Annotated in this window: 24 protein-coding genes; 13 read left to right on the top strand and 11 right to left on the bottom strand. The window is 33.5% G+C overall.

Going from position 1 to position 18,337, the window contains the following annotated elements:
* Positions 1–2,259, bottom strand: a complete 2,259-nt coding sequence (gene infB, locus THEYE_RS09315) for a translation initiation factor IF-2 (RefSeq protein ID WP_012546130.1) — start codon at positions 2,257–2,259, stop codon at positions 1–3.
* An 83-nt stretch (positions 2,260–2,342) separates the two neighbouring features.
* Between infB and rpmB the strand changes: the two genes are divergently transcribed.
* From rpmB to THEYE_RS09285, 6 genes are read left to right on the top strand one after another with little or no spacing between them, the layout of a single operon-like run.
* The gene (rpmB, locus tag THEYE_RS09310) at positions 2,343–2,531 is read left to right on the top strand and encodes a 50S ribosomal protein L28 (protein ID WP_012546135.1); all 189 of its coding nucleotides are present in this window, start codon (positions 2,343–2,345) and stop codon (positions 2,529–2,531) included.
* A gap of 2 nt (positions 2,532–2,533) precedes the next feature.
* Complete coding sequence (locus tag THEYE_RS09305; protein ID WP_012545189.1) at positions 2,534–2,980, top strand: DciA family protein; 447 nt, start codon at positions 2,534–2,536, stop codon at positions 2,978–2,980.
* A gap of 21 nt (positions 2,981–3,001) precedes the next feature.
* Positions 3,002–3,349 carry a hypothetical protein gene (locus THEYE_RS09300; RefSeq protein WP_012546297.1) on the top strand — a complete coding sequence of 116 codons (348 nt, stop codon included), beginning with the start codon at positions 3,002–3,004 and terminating at the stop codon, positions 3,347–3,349.
* The gene (locus THEYE_RS09295; RefSeq protein WP_012545047.1) at positions 3,342–3,596 is read left to right on the top strand and encodes a glutaredoxin family protein; all 255 of its coding nucleotides are present in this window, start codon (positions 3,342–3,344) and stop codon (positions 3,594–3,596) included. Before THEYE_RS09300 ends, THEYE_RS09295 begins: the two co-directional genes overlap by 8 nt.
* Before the next feature lie 2 nt (positions 3,597–3,598).
* Positions 3,599–3,916, top strand: a complete 318-nt coding sequence (locus THEYE_RS09290; RefSeq protein WP_012545927.1) for a ferredoxin-thioredoxin reductase catalytic domain-containing protein — start codon at positions 3,599–3,601, stop codon at positions 3,914–3,916.
* Between the two features lie 17 nt (positions 3,917–3,933).
* Complete coding sequence (locus THEYE_RS09285; protein ID WP_012545676.1) at positions 3,934–4,305, top strand: DVU0772 family protein; 372 nt, start codon at positions 3,934–3,936, stop codon at positions 4,303–4,305.
* Here the strand turns inward: THEYE_RS09285 and THEYE_RS09280 are convergent.
* Together THEYE_RS09280 and THEYE_RS09275 are read right to left on the bottom strand one after the other, a co-directional pair.
* Positions 4,300–4,953 carry an HAD-IA family hydrolase gene (locus THEYE_RS09280; RefSeq protein WP_012545041.1) on the bottom strand — a complete coding sequence of 218 codons (654 nt, stop codon included), beginning with the start codon at positions 4,951–4,953 and terminating at the stop codon, positions 4,300–4,302. The genes THEYE_RS09285 and THEYE_RS09280 overlap by 6 nt on opposite strands.
* Positions 4,940–5,518: a hypothetical protein gene (locus tag THEYE_RS09275; RefSeq protein ID WP_012546784.1), complete on the bottom strand. Its 579-nt coding sequence runs from the start codon at positions 5,516–5,518 to the stop codon at positions 4,940–4,942. The genes THEYE_RS09280 and THEYE_RS09275 overlap by 14 nt, the downstream gene beginning before the upstream one ends.
* Before the next feature lie 82 nt (positions 5,519–5,600).
* On the opposite strand from THEYE_RS09275, the gene bioD reads away from it, so the two are divergent.
* Entirely contained in the window at positions 5,601–6,323 is a 723-nt protein-coding gene (bioD, locus tag THEYE_RS09270) for a dethiobiotin synthase (protein ID WP_012545503.1), read from the top strand.
* Between the two features lie 2 nt (positions 6,324–6,325).
* On the opposite strand, the gene panD is transcribed toward bioD, so the two are convergent.
* The 7 genes from panD to THEYE_RS09235 are packed head-to-tail and all read right to left on the bottom strand — an operon-like array spanning position 6,326 to position 13,694.
* A complete protein-coding gene (gene panD / locus THEYE_RS09265) occupies positions 6,326–6,709 on the bottom strand; it encodes an aspartate 1-decarboxylase (RefSeq protein WP_012546573.1) in 384 nt (127 codons plus the stop codon).
* 3 nt (positions 6,710–6,712) lie between these two features.
* Entirely contained in the window at positions 6,713–7,000 is a 288-nt protein-coding gene (gene gatC / locus THEYE_RS09260) for an Asp-tRNA(Asn)/Glu-tRNA(Gln) amidotransferase subunit GatC (protein WP_012544984.1), read from the bottom strand.
* 2 nt (positions 7,001–7,002) lie between these two features.
* Complete coding sequence (locus tag THEYE_RS09255; RefSeq protein ID WP_012546392.1) at positions 7,003–9,102, bottom strand: ATP-dependent helicase; 2,100 nt, start codon at positions 9,100–9,102, stop codon at positions 7,003–7,005.
* A 36-nt stretch (positions 9,103–9,138) separates the two neighbouring features.
* Positions 9,139–10,968, bottom strand: a complete 1,830-nt coding sequence (glmS, locus tag THEYE_RS09250; RefSeq protein WP_012545099.1) for a glutamine--fructose-6-phosphate transaminase (isomerizing) — start codon at positions 10,966–10,968, stop codon at positions 9,139–9,141.
* A complete protein-coding gene (gene glmU, locus THEYE_RS09245; protein WP_012545497.1) occupies positions 10,968–12,326 on the bottom strand; it encodes a bifunctional UDP-N-acetylglucosamine diphosphorylase/glucosamine-1-phosphate N-acetyltransferase GlmU in 1,359 nt (452 codons plus the stop codon). Before glmU ends, glmS begins: the two co-directional genes overlap by 1 nt.
* Positions 12,326–12,937: a DUF502 domain-containing protein gene (locus THEYE_RS09240; RefSeq protein ID WP_012546603.1), complete on the bottom strand. Its 612-nt coding sequence runs from the start codon at positions 12,935–12,937 to the stop codon at positions 12,326–12,328. Before THEYE_RS09240 ends, glmU begins: the two co-directional genes overlap by 1 nt.
* A 1-nt stretch (position 12,938) precedes the next feature.
* On the bottom strand, positions 12,939–13,694 hold the full coding sequence (locus THEYE_RS09235) for a YebC/PmpR family DNA-binding transcriptional regulator (RefSeq protein WP_012545318.1): 756 nt from the start codon (positions 13,692–13,694) through the stop codon (positions 12,939–12,941).
* Between the two features lie 591 nt (positions 13,695–14,285).
* On the opposite strand from THEYE_RS09235, the gene THEYE_RS09230 reads away from it, so the two are divergent.
* Both THEYE_RS09230 and THEYE_RS09225 read left to right on the top strand, forming a co-directional pair.
* Positions 14,286–14,927 carry an FmdE family protein gene (locus tag THEYE_RS09230; RefSeq protein WP_012545946.1) on the top strand — a complete coding sequence of 214 codons (642 nt, stop codon included), beginning with the start codon at positions 14,286–14,288 and terminating at the stop codon, positions 14,925–14,927.
* On the top strand, positions 14,924–15,667 hold the full coding sequence (locus tag THEYE_RS09225) for a sulfite exporter TauE/SafE family protein (protein ID WP_012545035.1): 744 nt from the start codon (positions 14,924–14,926) through the stop codon (positions 15,665–15,667). Before THEYE_RS09230 ends, THEYE_RS09225 begins: the two co-directional genes overlap by 4 nt.
* A gap of 18 nt (positions 15,668–15,685) precedes the next feature.
* Here THEYE_RS09225 and THEYE_RS09220 read toward each other — a convergent pair whose 3' ends face one another.
* A complete protein-coding gene (locus THEYE_RS09220; RefSeq protein WP_012545679.1) occupies positions 15,686–16,159 on the bottom strand; it encodes a Fur family transcriptional regulator in 474 nt (157 codons plus the stop codon).
* A gap of 709 nt (positions 16,160–16,868) precedes the next feature.
* Here THEYE_RS09220 and THEYE_RS09215 point away from each other — a divergent pair.
* The 4 genes from THEYE_RS09215 to THEYE_RS09200 are packed head-to-tail and all read left to right on the top strand — an operon-like array spanning position 16,869 to position 18,302.
* A complete protein-coding gene (locus tag THEYE_RS09215; RefSeq protein ID WP_012546690.1) occupies positions 16,869–17,177 on the top strand; it encodes a DUF5320 domain-containing protein in 309 nt (102 codons plus the stop codon).
* Between the two features lie 42 nt (positions 17,178–17,219).
* Entirely contained in the window at positions 17,220–17,597 is a 378-nt protein-coding gene (locus THEYE_RS09210; RefSeq protein ID WP_012545480.1) for a CGGC domain-containing protein, read from the top strand.
* Between the two features lie 10 nt (positions 17,598–17,607).
* Entirely contained in the window at positions 17,608–17,976 is a 369-nt protein-coding gene (locus THEYE_RS09205; protein WP_012546602.1) for a NifB/NifX family molybdenum-iron cluster-binding protein, read from the top strand.
* Positions 17,977–17,999: 23 nt separating this feature from the next.
* Positions 18,000–18,302 carry a NifB/NifX family molybdenum-iron cluster-binding protein gene (locus THEYE_RS09200; protein ID WP_012545235.1) on the top strand — a complete coding sequence of 101 codons (303 nt, stop codon included), beginning with the start codon at positions 18,000–18,002 and terminating at the stop codon, positions 18,300–18,302.
* Positions 18,303–18,337: the final 35 nt, after the last annotated feature.

Below are 18,337 nucleotides of genomic sequence, written 5' to 3'. Positions count from 1 at the left end.
TTACAGACCTTTCACAGGAACTTTTTCAAGAACATAGTTTTCAAGTATATCGCCTTCTTTTATGTCATTGAAGTTCTCTATGGTTATTCCACATTCATAACCAGCCTGAACTTCTCTTACATCTTCTTTAAATCTTTTTAAAGAACTGATCTTACCTTCATAAACTACAATGTTATCTCTTATTACCCTTACACCGTCGCTTGCTCTTGATATTGTTCCATTTAAAACATAACAGCCTGCAACTGTACCGATTTTGGATATTTTAAATACTGCCCTTACTTCTGCTCTACCTATAACTCTTTCTTTAATTTCTGGTTCAAGCATTCCTTGCAGAGCTTTCTTTACATCGTCAATTACTTCATAAATAATGCTATAAAGCTTTATATCAACTCCAAGTTGTTCTGCCAGGTCCTGAGCCTTTGTTTCTGGACGGACATTAAATCCTATTATTATTGCATTAGCAGTAGCTGCAAGATTTACATCAGACTCTGTTATACCACCAACACCTGTATGTATAACCTTAACTTTAATTTCAGGATGGGTAATATCCTCTACTGCTTTCTTAAGTGCTTCAACAGAACCCTGAACATCACCTTTTATAACTAAATTAAGTTCTTTGACTTCTCCCTCTTTAATTTTTTCATATAAATCCTGAAGTGTCAGCCTTTGCGCCTTTTGCATTTCTGCAAGTCTTTTCTTTTGTGCTCGTGTGTTTGCTATCTGGCGGGCTATCCTTTCATCTTCAACAACTGTGAAACTATCTCCTGCTTGAGGAACTTCTTCAAATCCTACAACTTCAACAGGAGTAGACGGAGGAGCTTCATTAATTCTTTTCCCTGTATCATCAATAATTGCTCTTACTTTGCCATATGTCACTCCTGCAACAAAAGCATCTCCTATCCTTAGAGTTCCATTCTGAACAATTACTGTTGCTACAGGTCCACGTCCTTTATCAAGTCGGGATTCAATGATTGTTCCTCTTGCGGGTTTATTGGGATTTGCCTTAAGCTCCATTATTTCTGCTTGAAGAGCTATCATTTCAAGTAAATTTTCTATTCCTATTCTTTTTTTGGCTGAAATATCAACAAATATATTCTGCCCGCCCCATTCTTCTGGAATAACTCCATAGTCACTGAGCTGAGTCCTTACTCTTTGAGGATTTGCTTCTGGTTTGTCTATCTTGTTTACAGCAACAACTATTGGAACATTAGCTGCTTTCGCATGGTTTATTGCTTCAATCGTCTGTGGCATGACTCCATCATCTGCAGCAACAACCAGAACAACAATATCAGTTACTTTCGCACCTCTCGCTCTTAATGCTGTAAATGCTTCATGCCCTGGAGTGTCAAGAAAAGTAATATCTTTACCTTGAAGTGTTACCTTATATGCACCTATATGTTGTGTAATGCCTCCTGCTTCCTGTTCTGTCACTTTTGTTTTTCTTATTGCATCAAGTAGTGATGTTTTACCATGATCAACATGTCCCATAACAGTTACAATTGGAGGTCTTGGTTGAAGTAATTCTGGAGAATCTTCCACTTCTTCAATAATATCAAGTTCCTGTGTCTGAGAAAATTCTACTTTTATTCCAAAGCTTTCTGCGACAAGCTGAGCTGCATCTATATCAACAGGTTGATTAATTGTTGGCATATAGCCAAGTTCCATAAATTTTTTTATTACATCTGGGACTTTTTGCCCAATAAGTTCGGCAAATTCTTTTACTGTTGTGCCTTCTTCTATCTTAATTGATTTTTTTCTTGGAGCTGTTGATGGTGTTACAGCAGGTTCTTCTTTCTTATTTTTATCCTTAACTTTTTTCTGTTCCTTTATATCAAGCCATTTTTTAGGTTCAAACTTCTTGGGCGGAATTTTTGTAGGTACGGGTTTGGGTTTTATTTTTTCAATTTTTTCAAAGGATATTTCTCTTCTAAATCTGCCAGGTAGCTGAAGCTCTTCTTCTTCCTTTATTTCTTCTTCAATAATCTTAGGTGTTATTGGTTTTTTTTCTTCTAATTCTTTTATTTCTTCAGTCTTTTTTAATTCAACAGGTTTTTCTTCTTTCTCTTTTATTTTTTCTAACTTAGCTTCTTTCTTAAAGTGTTGGATTATCTTGTCAATTTCATCTGGCTCTACCTTAATGTTTGTAGTTCCCTTTTTAAATTGAATATTCCTTATTTTTTCAATAAATTTTACAATCTCTAAGGGTTTTACTCCAAGCTCTCTTGCTAACTCTATACTTCTAACTGCTTTAGTTGACATAAATTGATTCTTCCCTCCTTGTCTCCAAATCAATAAAATGTTATCATAAATAATTAAGTATATGCAAACTGAAGGAGGTTAAAATGGCAAGCTGCTATGTATGTGGTAAGAAAAAAGTGATAGGCAATAATGTAAGTCATGCAAACAACAAAACAAAAAGATATTTTTTCCCAAATCTTCAGAGAATGAAGATTATTACTGAAAGAGGTCCCCAAAGAGTTCATGTTTGCACCAGATGTCTTCGTTCAGGCTTTGTCAAAAAAGCAGTTTAAATATGCAAAGAGTTGGGAAAATTTTACCTTCTTTATTTGGTAATTATGGTATAGAAGATGCCGTACTGCTAAAATTTTTAAGAAAAAGCTGGAATGATATCTTCACTCCTCCTGTATCAGAACATTCTTTTCCTAAGGAGTTGAAAAATGGAACTCTTTTTGTGACTGTTAATTCACATCTATGGCTGACTCAGTTAAAACTGCTAAAGGATGAATTTTTAAAACAACTTCGTTCCTATGGAGTAAAAGACATAGAGTTTCGTTTTGGACGAATTTACAGAAACCAAAAAGAAAAGATAGAAAAAGAAAATGCTATGAGTTTATCCTCAGAGCAGCAAGAGTGGTTGAAAGACATAATGAAAAATATAAAAGACAGCGAAATCAGAATAATAACTGAAAGTTTAATAAAAAAATATCTTCTGTTCACCATGCATATTGGAAGAAGGTAAATAAAGATTAAGGAGCTTATTATGACAGATTTTAATTTTGTTTTTAAGGACTACTCAGAAGAAGAAAGTAAAATTTATGAAAAAGCCATGAAAGAAATTATTCAGAACATTAAAGACGGGATGTCCTTTAGAGAAGCGGTTGATAGTGTTGATGTAAAGGATAATGAATTAAAATCTTTGATAGAAGATGATGCATTAAAGATTCTTATTGCTGAACTCTGTTATGTATCTAAAATACCATTTGAAGAATTGGCAAATATGTTAAAACTTCCACTGGATACAATAAGAACAGCAAATCTTGAAATGCTTGAGGATGTAAATCTGACTCTTAATAATACTTTCAACAAAAAAAGGAGTGGGAATGCTTAAAAGAGTTAGGCTATACTCATTAAGCACTTGCCCCGTATGTAAAAAAGTTAAAGAGTTTTTGAAAAATAATTCTATTGAGACTGAAATAATTGAAGTTGATACTCTTGACAGCGGAGAGCAATGGCTTGCTATGAAAGAGCTAAAAAAAATTAATCCTGATGAGACATTCCCAACATTGGTAGTTGAAACAGCTGTAGTAGGCTTAAATGAAGAAGAACTCAAAAAAATTCTTGAAGTAAAAGATTAATTATGACTCCTGAAAAACTTTATGAAGTTTTGGATAGATATGCTAAGTCAAAAGGTTTGGAATTGAACAAAGATAAAAATTTTGTTTTTGAACTTTTAAAGGGATTGCTAAAAAATGAAGAACGTTATGGTTATAGGTCATGTCCGTGTAGATTGGCTTCAGGAGATAAACAAAGAGATGCTGATATAATCTGTCCTTGTGTTTACAGTATAGATGATATAAAAGAGTATGGGAGATGTTATTGTGGACTTTATGTAACAGAGGAATACAATCAGGGGAAAATAGAAGAAAGAATTGTCCCTGAAAGAAGAAAAAAATAAAAGATGGAGGTGATTTAATGATTTTCAGTGAATTAATAACACTTAAAGAGCTTAAAGAAGACCCATTTTTCAGAGAACATATGTTATGGGATATGCAACCACAGGAACTTATGTCGCCGAGATGTTTAAAAGAAGGAGATAAGCTTGTTTATAAAGGTTCAATTAAAGGCTATATTCCATATATTGACACCACTGGCAAAAAACCTTTGCTTTTTATAATGAGACATACTGAGATGGATTATGGAGAAACTATAGCAAGAATAGATGAAATTCCAGAGGAAATGCTTATTGAAGCAGTAAATGAAAACAAGGACAAAATATGCTTTGGAATGTGCCCTATTAATGAAAAAATCAAACAGTGGCTCAAAAAAGAGTTGGGAATTTTATAAATCAATAATCTCTTGAAAATTCATTATTGTTAAAAATTCCTCAGATTTTTTAGGGATAGACCGAGAGCTTGAAACTGCTCTTAAAATAGGTAGTTTTATACCTGAAAGTTTAGCTGTATGAAGAATTTCCTCTGTATCATCTACAAAAATTGAATATTCGGGCTCAAAGAAAATCTTTTCTTTGAGCCTTTTCCAAAACTCAAGTTTTTCTTTAGGATATCCCATATCAAATGATGTAAAAACATCGTGAAAATATTTATCAAAACCTGTTTTCTTGAGTTTGAGTTCCATTACTTTATTATGGGCATTTGTTACAAGATAAACTTTTTTGCCATTGGAACTTACATTTCTCAAAAAGTCTTCCGCATCTGGATGAGGATTTATAAGATATGCTACTTCTTGCTTTAGTTGAAATATATTTAATCCTGTTTTTCTTGACCAGAAATCTATGTCTGTCCAATTAAGAGTGCCTTCTTCTGCTTTATACATTGAAAACAGTATTTTCTGAGCCTCTTCAATGCTTATCTGTTCTTTTTCAGCATACTTTTGAGGAACATAATTTCCCCAGAAATAATCATCATAATACTTATCCAGTATTGTTCCATCCATGTCTAAAAAGACTGTCTTTATTTCATTAAAAGGTATCATCTTCTTCTGCTCTGTACCAGGACATATCAATATAAAACTTAGTTTTTTCATAAATTGTACGTAACATATTACTCAACTCAAAGAATATTTCTTCATAAAACTGTAAGTCTTTTAATTCCTCTCCTCCAACCATGTAGGAGTAAACAATTTCATATTCTTCACCTTCAATCAAGTCCTTTCTAAAAAATTCCTTTCTTATTAAAATAATATCTAAATCAGGATATTCATTAACTATTTCTTCAAAAAGCTCTCTTAACTGATTATAGCCCTCAAGAAAAGGGAGATTAATAACCACCTCAACCTCTACCATATTTTCAAAATTTTCAGATTCATCTTCAACTTCATCTTCATCAAAAAGAATAGAAAAGCTTGTTTGATGAGCATTATAAGAAAATGAAACTGTAGCACTTATTGGATAGGGAGGTTTAATTTCAGGCAAAGTCATTGAAAGTCTGCTCTCTTTATTTAATGAATACTGTTCAATCAATGTGGACATCTCATAAACATCCAGATAATTCTTTGCTGCATCCATTATTCTCATCTGTAATTCTTCAAATCTTATCACTATTCCTCCTTATCAGGTTGCCTTTAGTTTATATAACATTATACCATATAACGATATGATTCTTTAAAAAGGAGGATTTGTTATGAAGGCTGGATACTTTATCACAGGAACAGATACAGGAGTTGGAAAAACTATTGTTACATCTGCGATACTTAGAAGCTTTATAAAAAAGGGATTAAAGGTTGGTGCTATGAAAGTTATTGAAACTGGATGCCTTAACAAAGATGGAATATTGCTTCCAAGCGATGGAATGCTTTTAAGGGATATGGCTGAAATGAATGACTCTCTTGATTTAATAACGCCTATAAAGCTTGAAAACCCTCTAAGTCCACTTGTTGCATCAAGAATTGAAGAGATTGAAGTTGATATTGAGAGAATCTTCAGGGCATTTGAAACTCTCCAGAAAAAATATGACTATCTTTTAGTTGAAGGCGTTGGAGGTTTAATGGTTCCTCTTAATAAAGAAGAGAAAAAGAAATCAATGTTTTATTTTGTTAGAGATTTGATTAAAGATATGGGATTACCTGTAATATTAGTAACAAGACCAACACTTGGCACAATTAATCATACTCTTCTTACACTGGAAGCATTAAAAAACAAGAAAATTTCTGTAAAGGGCTATATTATTAACTTTTCTGAGCCTGCAAAAAATGATATTGCTGAAAAAACAAATCCTCAGGTTTTAAAAGAATTAGTTGATGTCCCATGTCTGGGAATACTGCCATATCTAACTGAATTAAATAAAGACAAAATAGGAGAAACAGCTATCAAAAATTTTGATATTGAAGCATTAATCTCCCTGTAAAATTATACAGATTCAGGATAAATAGAAGCAGAATAAATCTTTACAGGATTGTTATTTTCGTCAAGGATTATAATTTTTGGTTTATGCAATGGAATTTCGTTTTCTAAAAGATAACCATAAGAAAAAATAACAATTCTGTCTCCAACTTTAGCTTTTTTAGCAGCAGGACCATTTAATCCAATAGTTCTTGAACCTTTGGCAGCAGGTATGACATAGGTATCAAATCTTTCTCCATTATTCATATTGCTTATCCAGACTCTTTCATAAGGCAATATACCTGCCAGCTCAAGTAGTTCAATATCAACACTTATTGAGCCTTCATAGAATAAATTAGCCTCTGTTACTTTTGCCAAGTGTAGTTTGGCTCTTAAAAAACTTCTTAACATTTTTTACTCAATAATTTTGGGTACTCTAAAAAATTTATCTGTTTGGTCAGGTGCATTTTTTAATGCCTCATCTCTTGAGATAGAGCCTTTAACATTATCATCTCTAAAGACATTCTTTAATTCAATTACATGGGATGTAGGTTCAACTAATGTCGTGTCTATCTCATTTAACTTCTCTATATAGTCAAGTATTCTACTTAGTTGTTCTTGATAAACACCTATCTCCTCTTCATTAAGTTCAAGTCTGCTCAACATTGCAATATGTTTTACTTCTTCTTTTGAAATTTTCATAGTTAGACCCTCTCTAAGTTTACAATTTTTGGCGCTAATTTTTTAATTCCTATACCAGGAAAGTTAACAATAACCTTTAAATCATCTCCTTCTCCATAACAGTCTCTCACAACACCAACACCCCAAGTAGGATGTTTAACCTTACATCCTATTACAAATGGAGGTTTAATTTTAGAAGTTTCTGGTTCTTTTTTATTAGGAGCAAAGGTTGAGTAATCTTTTCTTATACATATACAGTATTCAGGTGGAATATCTTTAATAAAGCTTGATGTCTCCTGTTTTTGAACTTTTGAGTAAAGCTTTCTCTGCTTTACACTTGTAATAAACAGAAGATTTTTAGCTCTTGTCATTCCTACATAAAACAGTCTTCTTTCTTCCTGTAATTCAAAAGGATCTTCAAGTGCTTTAAAGTATGGTAAAATTCCTTCCTCACAGCCTGCTATAAAAACAACAGGAAACTCAAGTCCTTTTGCTGCATGAAGAGTAAGAAGAGAGACATAGTTTTTTTTGTTTTCCCATGTATCTACATTTGAAAAAAGAGCAACTTTGTCAAGAAATTCTCTAACAGGCATTTTTTCAGCAGAAGACAGAAACTCTAAAACATTCTGGATTCTGTCTTCTTCAATTTCTTCAAGATATCCTGTGAAATTCAATATATCTTTGATCATAGAGGCAGCATCTTTATAGTCTTTTTCTGAAAGCTCATCTATCAATGTTACAAAAGATACAAGCTTTTCCTTTAAAGTAGCTGAAACAGTATCTTCCTTTATTATTCTTTTTATTGCCTCAAAGGTTGATATCATATACTTTTTTGCTTCGGATTCAATTTTTGATATTGCTGATGCTCCAATCCCTCTTGGAGGAGTATTGATGATTCTCATAAGACTTACATTGTCTTCTTTATTTAAAATAAAACGCATATAAGCAAGCACATCCTTTATTTCTTTACGATGATAAAAGCTAACTCCACTTATAACCTGATAAGGAATTCCTTCCATTCGCAAAGCTTCTTCTAAAGCTCTTGCCTGAAGAACCAACCTGTAAAGAATAGCAAAATCTTTATATTCATAATCTCCTTTAAGATATAGTTCTTTGATATTCTTTGCTATGTATTTTGCTTCTTCTTCTTCGTTATTTAACTGACAGTAGAAAATTTTTTCTCCCCAATCTCTTTCTGTCCAGAGAATTTTTGGTTTTCTCATTGTATTCCTTGAAATCATCGCAGAGGAAGCGAGAATAATATGTTTTGTAGAACGATAGTTTTGTTCAAGTTTAACTATTTTTGTATCAGGAAAGTCTTTTTCAAAATTTAGTATATTATGGATATTCGCACCTCTGAATTTATAAATACTCTGGTCATCATCACCAACAGCACAGATATTTTTATGATATCTGCAAAGTAACTGTAAAAGCATATACTGAGATTTATTTGTATCCTGAAATTCGTCCACAAGAATATACTTAAATTGCTCAGAATATCGCCTCAGTAAATCTTCATTCTCATTAAATAGTTTTATTACACAGAGGATTAGATCATCAAAATCAAGAGCATTATATCTTTTGAGTTCATTCTGATATCGCATATATATTCTACCGAGTCTTTCTTCAAACTCATAACCTTCAATATTTGAAATATAGTCTTCAGGAGTAATCAAATTTGATTTCAAGTTGCTTATTTTTGTGACAACGCATTTACATAAAGCTTCATGCATGTTTAAGTCTTTTAAAATTCTTTTTATAAGTCCTGCCTGATCATCGTCATCATAGATGATAAAATCTCTTTTATAACCGATGTTGTCAATATGGGCTCTTAAAATCCTGACACAAAGAGAATGAAATGTCCCAATCCATGTATTTTTCCAGTTTCCATTACACATTTTGAAAATTCTTTCTTTCATCTCATCAGCTGCCTTATTCGTAAAAGTTACAGTGAAGATTGACGATGGAAGAAGTCCCTTTGATTTGGTAAGGTAGGCATACTTATAAGTAATGACCCTTGTTTTTCCACTTCCTGCACCTGCGAGTACAAGAAGTGGACCTTCGCAATAAACCACTGCTTCTTGTTGGGCGGGATTCAAATCCCTTAAGGGGAAATCTTTCATGGCTATACCCCTCTAATTTTTATTTTTAAAAATAAACTATTCAACAGTAACACTTTTTGCAAGATTTCTTGGTTGATCCACATCGCACCCCCTTAAAAGAGCTACATGATAAGCAAGTAACTGAAGGGGAATACTGAACAGTACTGTATTAAGATAGCTGTTAATTCCCTCCACATAAATAAATCTGTCTGATAATTTTTTAAGCTTTTCTTCTTTACTGCTTGAAATAGTTATGATAAAACCGTCTCTTGCCTTTATTTCTTCTATATTTGAAATCGTTTTCTCAAGATATAAATCATCAGAAGCAATAAAAACCACGGGAAATCCTTCTTCTACAAGAGCAATGGGTCCGTGTTTCATCTCGCCTGCTGCATAACCTTCAGCATGTATGTATGAGATTTCCTTTAGCTTAAGAGCACCTTCTAAAGCAACAGGATAGTTTACTCCTCTTCCGAGATAGAGAAAGTTTGGTTTTCTATAAACTTCTTTTGCCAGTAACTGAATTTTTTTATCTAACAGTAATGTTTCTTCAGCCATTCTTGGTAAAAGCAGGAGTTCTTCTAATAAATTTTTAATAAAGATTTTTGGGAAAACTCCTTTTGCGATTGAAAGTCCGATACTTAAGATATAAAGTGCAACAATCTGACAAGTAAAAGCCTTTGTAGAGGCAACTCCTATTTCTGGACCAGAATGAGTATAAAATACAGCATCAGCCTCCCTTGATGCTGTACTTCCAAGCACATTACAGATGCTTAATGTTTTCACCCCAAACTTTTTTGCATATCTTAAAGCTGCAAGCGTATCTGCTGTCTCTCCTGACTGGGTTATAGCAACAAATAAAGAGTTTTTTTCAAAAGGTATGTTTCTATATCTAAATTCAGAAGCTATATCTACTTCAACAGGTATCTGCGCTATATTTTCTATTATATATTCTCCGATTAAACAGGCATGGTATGATGTTCCACAGGCAACAAGATAAATTTTTTCTATCCTTCTCATTTCATCTCTTGTTAATCCAAATTCCTCAAAAACTATCTTGCCTTGATCAGACAAAACTCTTCCTCTAATTGTGTCAGACAAGGCTCTTGGCTGTTCATATATCTCTTTTAACATAAAATGCTTAAATCCACCTTTTTCAGCCATAGAAGCTGTCCATGTTATTGTAATAGGTGTTTTTTTCTTTTCTTTGCCTTCTAAATTGTAAACTCTAAAACCTTCTTTATTTAAAACAATCATTTCTCCGTCTTCAAGGAATAATGCTTTGTTACAGTGATTGAGAAAAGCGGGAACATCTGAAGCTATAAATTTTTCGCCATCAGAGATTCCTACAACAAGAGGGCTTTCCATTCTTACTCCAATAAGTTTATCTGGTTCTTTATCATCCATTATAACTATTGCATAAGAACCTCTGAGTCTACTAACAGCTTTTCTAATAGAATCTTCAAGTGATAAATTATTCTCCCTGTATTTTCTTATTAAATGAGCAATAACTTCTGTATCAGTTTGTGAGACAAATTTATAACCCTCTGTCTGTAATTCTTTTTTTATTTCTGCATAATTTTCTATTATTCCATTGTGAACCAATGCAATTGAACCTGAACAATGGGGATGGGCGTTTTCATCTGAAGGTTTTCCATGTGTTGCCCACCTTGTATGTCCAATAGCTATTTTTGATTGTTTTAAGCTATCATCAACCAGAGATTCAAGATTTTTAATTTTACCTTTACACTTTACTGTTTTTATTTTTCCATTTAAAAGGCAAGCTATCCCGGCTGAATCGTATCCTCTGTATTCAAGTTTTTTTAATCCATCAAGGACTATCTGAATAGCATTTTTATCTCCTATATATCCAATTATTCCGCACATTACTGTTTCCTCTTTTTCTTAGCCCAACCTAAAATGTTTTTTTGCGGAGTTCTGCTTATGGCAAGAGAGTCTTCAGGCACTTCTTTTGTAATTGTTGAACCAGCGCCGATATATGCACCTTTACATATTTTTACTGGTGCTACAAGTTGTGTATCGCTGCCTATAAAAACATTGTCTTCTATAATTGTTTTATGCTTTTTCTGTCCGTCATAATTGCATGTAATAGTCCCCGCTCCTATGTTCACATTATTGCCAATTTCAGAGTCACCAATATAGCTCAGATGAGCAGCTTTTGTGCCATCACCAATTGTAGAATTCTTTACTTCAACAAAATTACCAATTCTACATCCTTTGCCGATAATACTATCAGGTCTTAGGTGCGCAAATGGACCTATTTTTGAAGCTGATTTGATATGTGAGTTTTCTATAACTGTGCAATCATTAATCTGAACATTATCCTCAATTATGCTATTTTTTATTCTAACACCTTGACAAATGAGACAATTCTGACCTATTTTTGTATCTCCTTCAAGAAAAACATTGGGATAAATTATTGTATCCTGTCCTATTGTTACAGATGGAGAAATCCATACCAAAGCAGGATCATAGAATGTAATACCTTTTTCCATCCATCCCTTAACAATTCTGTCTCTTAAATATCTCATCGCAAGAGAAAGTTCTGCTCTTGTATTTATTCCTATTAGTTCATTTTCCTCTGCAAGTGGGTAGGCTTCTATGTTAAATCCTTTATTAACAGCTATTTCCACAATATCAGTGAGATAAAATTCGCCTTTATTTGGATTTTGCTTAATTTCTTTAACAAGCTCTGCAACCTCTCTTTTTAAAATATAAATACCGCTATTTGCCTCTGATGATAGCATTAATTCATCTTTGAAATCTGTAATTTCAACAATTTTTTTAATTTTTTGTTCTCCATCTCTCAAAATTCTTCCATAAGAATGCTCTCTTTGTGGATAAAAAGACAGTAATGCCATATCAAGTCCATTTTTATTAAAAAGTTCAATAAAACTATCAAGTGTTTCTTTCCTTAAAAGAGGAGTATCTCCATTGAGAATAAGAATTTTATCGCTGCTCAAATAAGGCAAAGCTGAAAGTAAGGCATGAGCTGTTCCCTTAGGTTCATCCTGAAAAACAATTTTTATGTTATATTTTTCTAAATGTTCAGCCACCTCTTTCAATGAAGGATTTATAACTACAAATGAATTAAAAGGATTTAAACTCTTAGCACAATCTATTACATAATCTATAATTGGCTTTTCCAAGATTCTGTGGAGAACTTTTGGCTTAGAGGACTTCATTCTTGTGCCAAGTCCTGCTGCCAAAATTACCACATCCACTATTTATCACCTCTTATTATTTGGGGTGCAGCTATTCCACCTGAAAGAATTATTTTTATACCTTCCTGAACTGGAATATTAGTGTGAATAACACTTTCAGGTTCAAAGAGCACAACCTCTCCAAGATAAAGATTATTAGTGGGTATATAAACTGCAATAAGTTTTTTCTCCATATCATTTTCCTTTAAAATGCACTCTTTTGTCTGAAATCCAAAAACAAAGCTGTCCTTTCTTGGATACTCTACAATTACAAATTTCTGAAAAGATGTTTTATTTTCAGGAGAAAAAGCATCAATCAACTGCTTTAAGGATGAATAAAGACTTTTAAAAATCGGAATTTTAAGAAAGAGCAATTTTTCAATCTGATCCAAAAGTTTTTTCCCAAATACATTTGTTGATATAACACCAACAACAAATACCAATATTAAAGCTGTCAGAAAACCTAATCCAGCAATATGTCTTCCAAAAATATAATCATAAATTGGTCCCAAAAGCCCATCAATAATTTTAAAAAGTTGAATCAGTATGAAGATGCTTATTGCTACAGGAATTGTTACTATTAGACCTGCAATAAATTTTCTCTTAAAAGTAAGTCTAATAGATGGTTCCATACTATACTTCTGCCTTGCTCATTGCCTCTTCTGGAATATCAAAGTTTGCATAAACATTTTGAACATCATCATGGTCTTCTAATGCATCCATGAGTTTCAGCATTTTTTCTGCATCTTCTCCTTCTATGGAAATATAGTTTTTAGGCAACATAGTTACCTGAGCAAAAGAAACAGGAATCCCTGCTTTCTCTATAATAGTTTTTACCTGATTTAATTGTTCAGGAGATACAATAATTTCATAGTTTTCTTCTTTTGGATCATTTTTTACATCTTCAACTCCTGCTTCTAAAGCAACAGAAATAAGAGTGTCTTCATCTATGGTTTTTTTATCAACAAGGATATATCCTTTTTTCTCAAAAATCCATGAAACACATCCAGACTCTCCAAGACTGCCACCATGTTTTGAAAGAAGATGCCTTATTTCAGAAACAGTTCTGTTTTTATTATCTGTCATTGCTTCAATTAAAATCGCCACTCCACCTGGTCCATAGCCTTCATAAATAACCTCTTCATATGTTGTGCCTGCAAGTTCTCCTGTTCCCTTCATTATTGCTCTTTTTATGTTATCCATTGGCATATTGACTTCTCTTGCTTTTTCAATAGCAACTCTCAATCGGGGATTTTTTTCGGGGTCTCCTCCTCCAAGACGTGCTGCTACAGATATTTCTTTTACAAGTTTTGTAAAAATTTTGCCTTTTTTTGCATCAACCTGAGCTTTTTTATGTTTGATTTGTGCCCATTTGGAATGACCAGCCACATAACCTCCTATAGGATGGAATATTTTTAATAATAATAAGATTTTTTCTGTTATGTCAAATTTTACTGGTTTGTAATAGTGGTTTAAACAAAAATAAAAAAGGAAAGGGCATCTGTAAATGAAGTTATACAGAAAAGTTGATATCATAACTTGAAACCCATTGTTTATGAAAATATAATTTAAGCTCATACAATAGAATTTGCCCAATAAAAAAGTTTATGGTTCTTTTTGATAATATGACCTCAATGAATTTTAAAATAAGATTTTACTTTGGTTTATAGATGAAGTTTTTATTGAAAATTTTTCTCATAAAAAAATTTTTTTATTTGTTCTTGACAAATTTAAGACTTAATGTTATAAAATGGAAGAAACAAAGTAAAAAAGTAGAGGCTGTTCAATTACTGAAGGTCATTCCGAGCACCCTCAATGGGTGCGAGGAATCTCTGAAGATATTGAAAAATCTGGAGATTCCTCGCCTGCGGCTCGGAATGACAGATGGAGGTAATTGAAAAATTTTAGGGCTTGTAATTTATTGAATTTCAATAGGTTACAAGTTTTGAACAGTCTCAAAAGTAAAATAGGAGGCATCAAATGATTGACAGAGAAACTTTAGACAAATTGTTTGGGTTTCATGGTCACAAATGCTGGGCTTCTGCATTAGGGTTCAGGGCTGGACAGATTGCTTTAGAAAACCTGGGAGTAAAGAGAGCAAATGTGAAGGAACTTTTTGTAATTCTTGAGACAGGATATAATCATGGTGCAGGATGTTTTGGAGATGGAGTTCAATTTGCAACAGGCTGCACTGCTGGTAAAGGAAATCTTATTAAAAAACCAAGAGGAAAACTTGCGTTTACATTGATAGACCCTAAGCAGGGTAAACAGATAAGGCTATGTTTTAACCCAAAAATAAGGGAAAAGATTGCAAATTCAACTTTTATGAAAAAAAGAGCAGCAGGGGTTCCTCCAACTGAGATTTCTGAGGAAGAAGTTATGGAAGTAATAAATCTGCTGCTTGAGTCTCCTATGGAAGAGGTGCTTTTAGTTGGAAAAGTGGAAGATTCATATTTTGAAACACCTACTGAAGTTATGGGAATGGGAGTTTGTGATATTTGTGGAGAGATGGTGGCAAGACCTTACCTAAGATTGATTGGAAAAGCACAAGCTTGTGAGGTTGTAGAACTTAAAAAAGTTTGCATTGACTGTTCAGGCTATGAGGAAGGTTTTGAAAAATGACTTATCTTTTAGCTTCTCTTATTACTTTTTTCTTTACAACTGTTCTTACAATAGCAGGGGTTGGAGCTGCTTTTATTCTTATTCCTGTGTTTGTTGCCTTAGGAATTCCTCTTCTTACAGCCATGTCAACAGCTTTATTGCTAAATAGCTTTGCTATGGCTGTTGCATCCTTTTATAATGCACGGGCAGGGCTGATTGTTTATAGAACAGCCTTGCCAATTTTAATAATTGCTTCCTTGCTTTCACCACTTGGTGCGATTACAGCAGAGCATCTTTCAAGAACATTTCTTTTATGGCTTTTTATTGGATTTCTTCTCTTTGCAGGTTCAATGATGTTATGGTATAAACCAAAAAAAAGAGAGATTTCAGACTCTAAAAAATTAATCAGTTATGGTGCGGGAGTTGGTGGATTTGCAGGCTTTATTGGTGGGCTTTTGGGGGTAGGTGGAGGTAATCTAATTGTTCCAGCACTTGTATGGCTTGGATTTGACCCTAAAAAAGCCTCTGCCACAACATCTTTTATTGTTATTTTTTCTTCTTTTGCAGGTTTCTTAGGACATATTTCTCTTGGCAATATTGACCACAATCTCTTAATAGTTTGTGCTATTGCTTCAGTTGCAGGAGCTGTATTGGGAAATTATCTTATGAGAAAAAAGCTTTCTGCGCCGCAGGTAAAAAAGGTTATTGGTATAGTGCTTTATATTATTGCTGCTAAAATGATATGGGATTTAATAAAGTAATGGAACTTTTTGTTTTTTTCAGTCCTTTTTCTCCATTAAACCCTTACATCTCTCACAAAGACCAAAAAACTGAATATCTGACCGTTCAATTGAAAATTTGAATTTTTCTGAAAGAGATTTTTTAAAATCTTTAAGAGGGTCTGCATCTTTATCAGCTTCTGTTTCATAATCAATTATTTTTCCACAGATTCTACAAATGAGGTGATAATGTTCAATACCTTCTTTGCCGGCAACGAATTCGTAGCGAGACCTTCCATCTTTAAAGTCAAATTTCCTTACTATTCCGAGCTCTGTTAAAAGTTCAAGTGTTCTATAAACCGTAGCAAGTCCTATTCCTGGAAGAAGCTTTTTTACTTCAAGAAAGATTTCTTCTGCGCTAAGATGTCCGCCTTTTGATGAAAGTATATCAATAACAGCTTGTCTTGTTTGTGTCCATTTTAATCCACATTCTTTAAATCTTCCTCTGCATCCCCATCCTTGTCCAAAAGGCATAATAAACTCCTAAACAATTATTTTTTCATTATAACGTAACAAGAAATTTTTGGCAATCTATAAAAATTTGAATATTTGATAGCAAGAAAGCCCAAGATTATTGGTAGGTTATATGTCAAGTTTATAAAATTTTTTCTATACAAGAGAATATTATTGTAGGACTTGTGATGCTCTCCTTTGTTTCAGAAATACTTGGGCTTGGTGTTGCTTTTTTAGAAATCCCTTTTAAATGAGGTCTTGTTTTCCAACGATTCGGTCTGACCAAAGCTCAGGCAGCTGCTTATAAGTCGCAATCCCTTTTAAATGAGGTCTTGTTTTCCAACTAACTTCAAAGGAGAAAGACATGAAAAATTTAAGTTTGTCGCAATCCCTTTTAAATGAGGTCTTGTTTTCCAACGGTAGCCTTTGTAACTTACTGATTTTTATGGCTTTTTAGTGCCTTTTTCCGTAACCTCTCTCAGAGAGGGCTAAAATGTAAGTGAATACTTTCAAATTTTTACCACTTTTTAAAGTCTAAAACTTGTCAAAGATCGTTGATACTGTAGCGAAAGCTAATTTAACCTCTAACCTCTCACGAAATTGTAATTTTATACCACAATATATCTCTCTTCGTCAAGAGATATTTTATAACAATAATGAAAAAATTTAATTGACAATTGATAATGATTTTCATTAATATAAATTCAGAATAAATTTAGGGGGTGATAAAATGCCAGGATTTGACAGAACAGGACCTTTTGGGCAGGGTCCAATGACAGGTAGAGGAATGGGCTATTGTGGTGGCGCATCAAGATATATGAATTCTGCATCAGGTAGAAGGTTCGGATTTGGCAGAGGCTTTAGATGCTTAGGTGGATTTAGAAGAAGATTTAGGTGGTTATGGAGAATGCCTTTTTTCGGAGGAGCCTCTTCCAGAGAGGAGGTGGAGTGGCTCAAGGAAGAGGCAGAAATTCTTAAAAGAGAACTTGAGGCTGTACAGAGGCGTTTAAGTGAGATTGAAAAGGAAAAGGCAGAGTAAGCCGGAGGCTTTCCTCCGGTTAATTTTAGGGAGGGATGTGTTATGAAAAAGATAGCAATTTTAGCATGTAAGATGATTAGAGAGCAAAATTTGTGTCCTGCAGATGCAAAATGTTTAGTTGCTCTGTCGCGTAAGGAAGGAGAGTTTGAGCGGTATAAAAATGATGATGTTTCAATTCTTGGTATTATGGATTGTGGAGGCTGTGAAGGTAATAAAACAAGGGCTATTTGTAGTCTCCTTCTTTTTAAAACCCAGCTTGTAGCACTAAAAGAGAACATTGATGTACTTCATATTGGCACATGTATGATGAAGTTCTGTCCAAGGAAAGATGATATTATTGCAGCAGTAAAGGAAAAAGCAGGAATAGAAATAATAGAAGGAACGCATAAATACGCACCACCAACAATTTTTGGTAATTAGGAGGGTAAAGATGAGATTAGCAATAGCAACTGAAAATGGACATGTAGCTCAACATTTTGGAAGATGCCCTGGTTTTACAGTAGTGGATATTGAGAATGGAAAGATTAACAGTAAAAATTTTATTGAAAATCCTGGATATAAAGCACACCAGCCTGGTGCTGTTCCTATGTTTTTAAGGAATCAGAATGTTGATTGTGTTATAGCTGGTGGAATGGGACCAAATGCTGTGATGAACCTTCAGGCTTCAGGCATAAAAGTTATTGTAGGGATAACTGGAAGCATTGATGAAACAATTGAGCAATTTTTAAACGGCTCTCTCAAAGGTGGTGAAAGCCTTTGTGAGCATGGACAACACGAGCATGAAGGTTGCAAACACTAAATTGAAAGGAGAAGAAAATTAAGATGAAGATATGTATTACATCCTCGGGTGAGAATTTGAATTCAGATATTGACCCAAGATTTGGGCGTTGCAATTTTTTTATTTTTTACGATACAGATACAAAACAATATGAGGCGGTAGAAAACTCCTGGAAAGAGGCAAGCGGAGGTGCAGGAATTCAGGCAGCCCAGTTTGTTATTCAGAAAGGTGTAAAAAAAGTTTTTACAGGAAGAGTTGGAGCAAATGCCGAAATGGTTTTGAGGAAAGCTGGCATTGAAATTGTTGAAGCAAGCGGTAAAGTTGATGATATAATTAAAAAATATTGAATCCATAATTTTTTAAAGACTGTTCAATTATTAAA

Origin of the sequence: Thermodesulfovibrio yellowstonii DSM 11347 (genome assembly GCF_000020985.1) — a bacterium.
In the GTDB taxonomy this organism is placed as follows: Bacteria; Nitrospirota; Thermodesulfovibrionia; order Thermodesulfovibrionales; family Thermodesulfovibrionaceae; genus Thermodesulfovibrio; species Thermodesulfovibrio yellowstonii.
The sequence above is the reverse complement of the archived record's forward strand: the minus strand, read 5'-3'. Positions and strand labels throughout refer to the sequence as shown.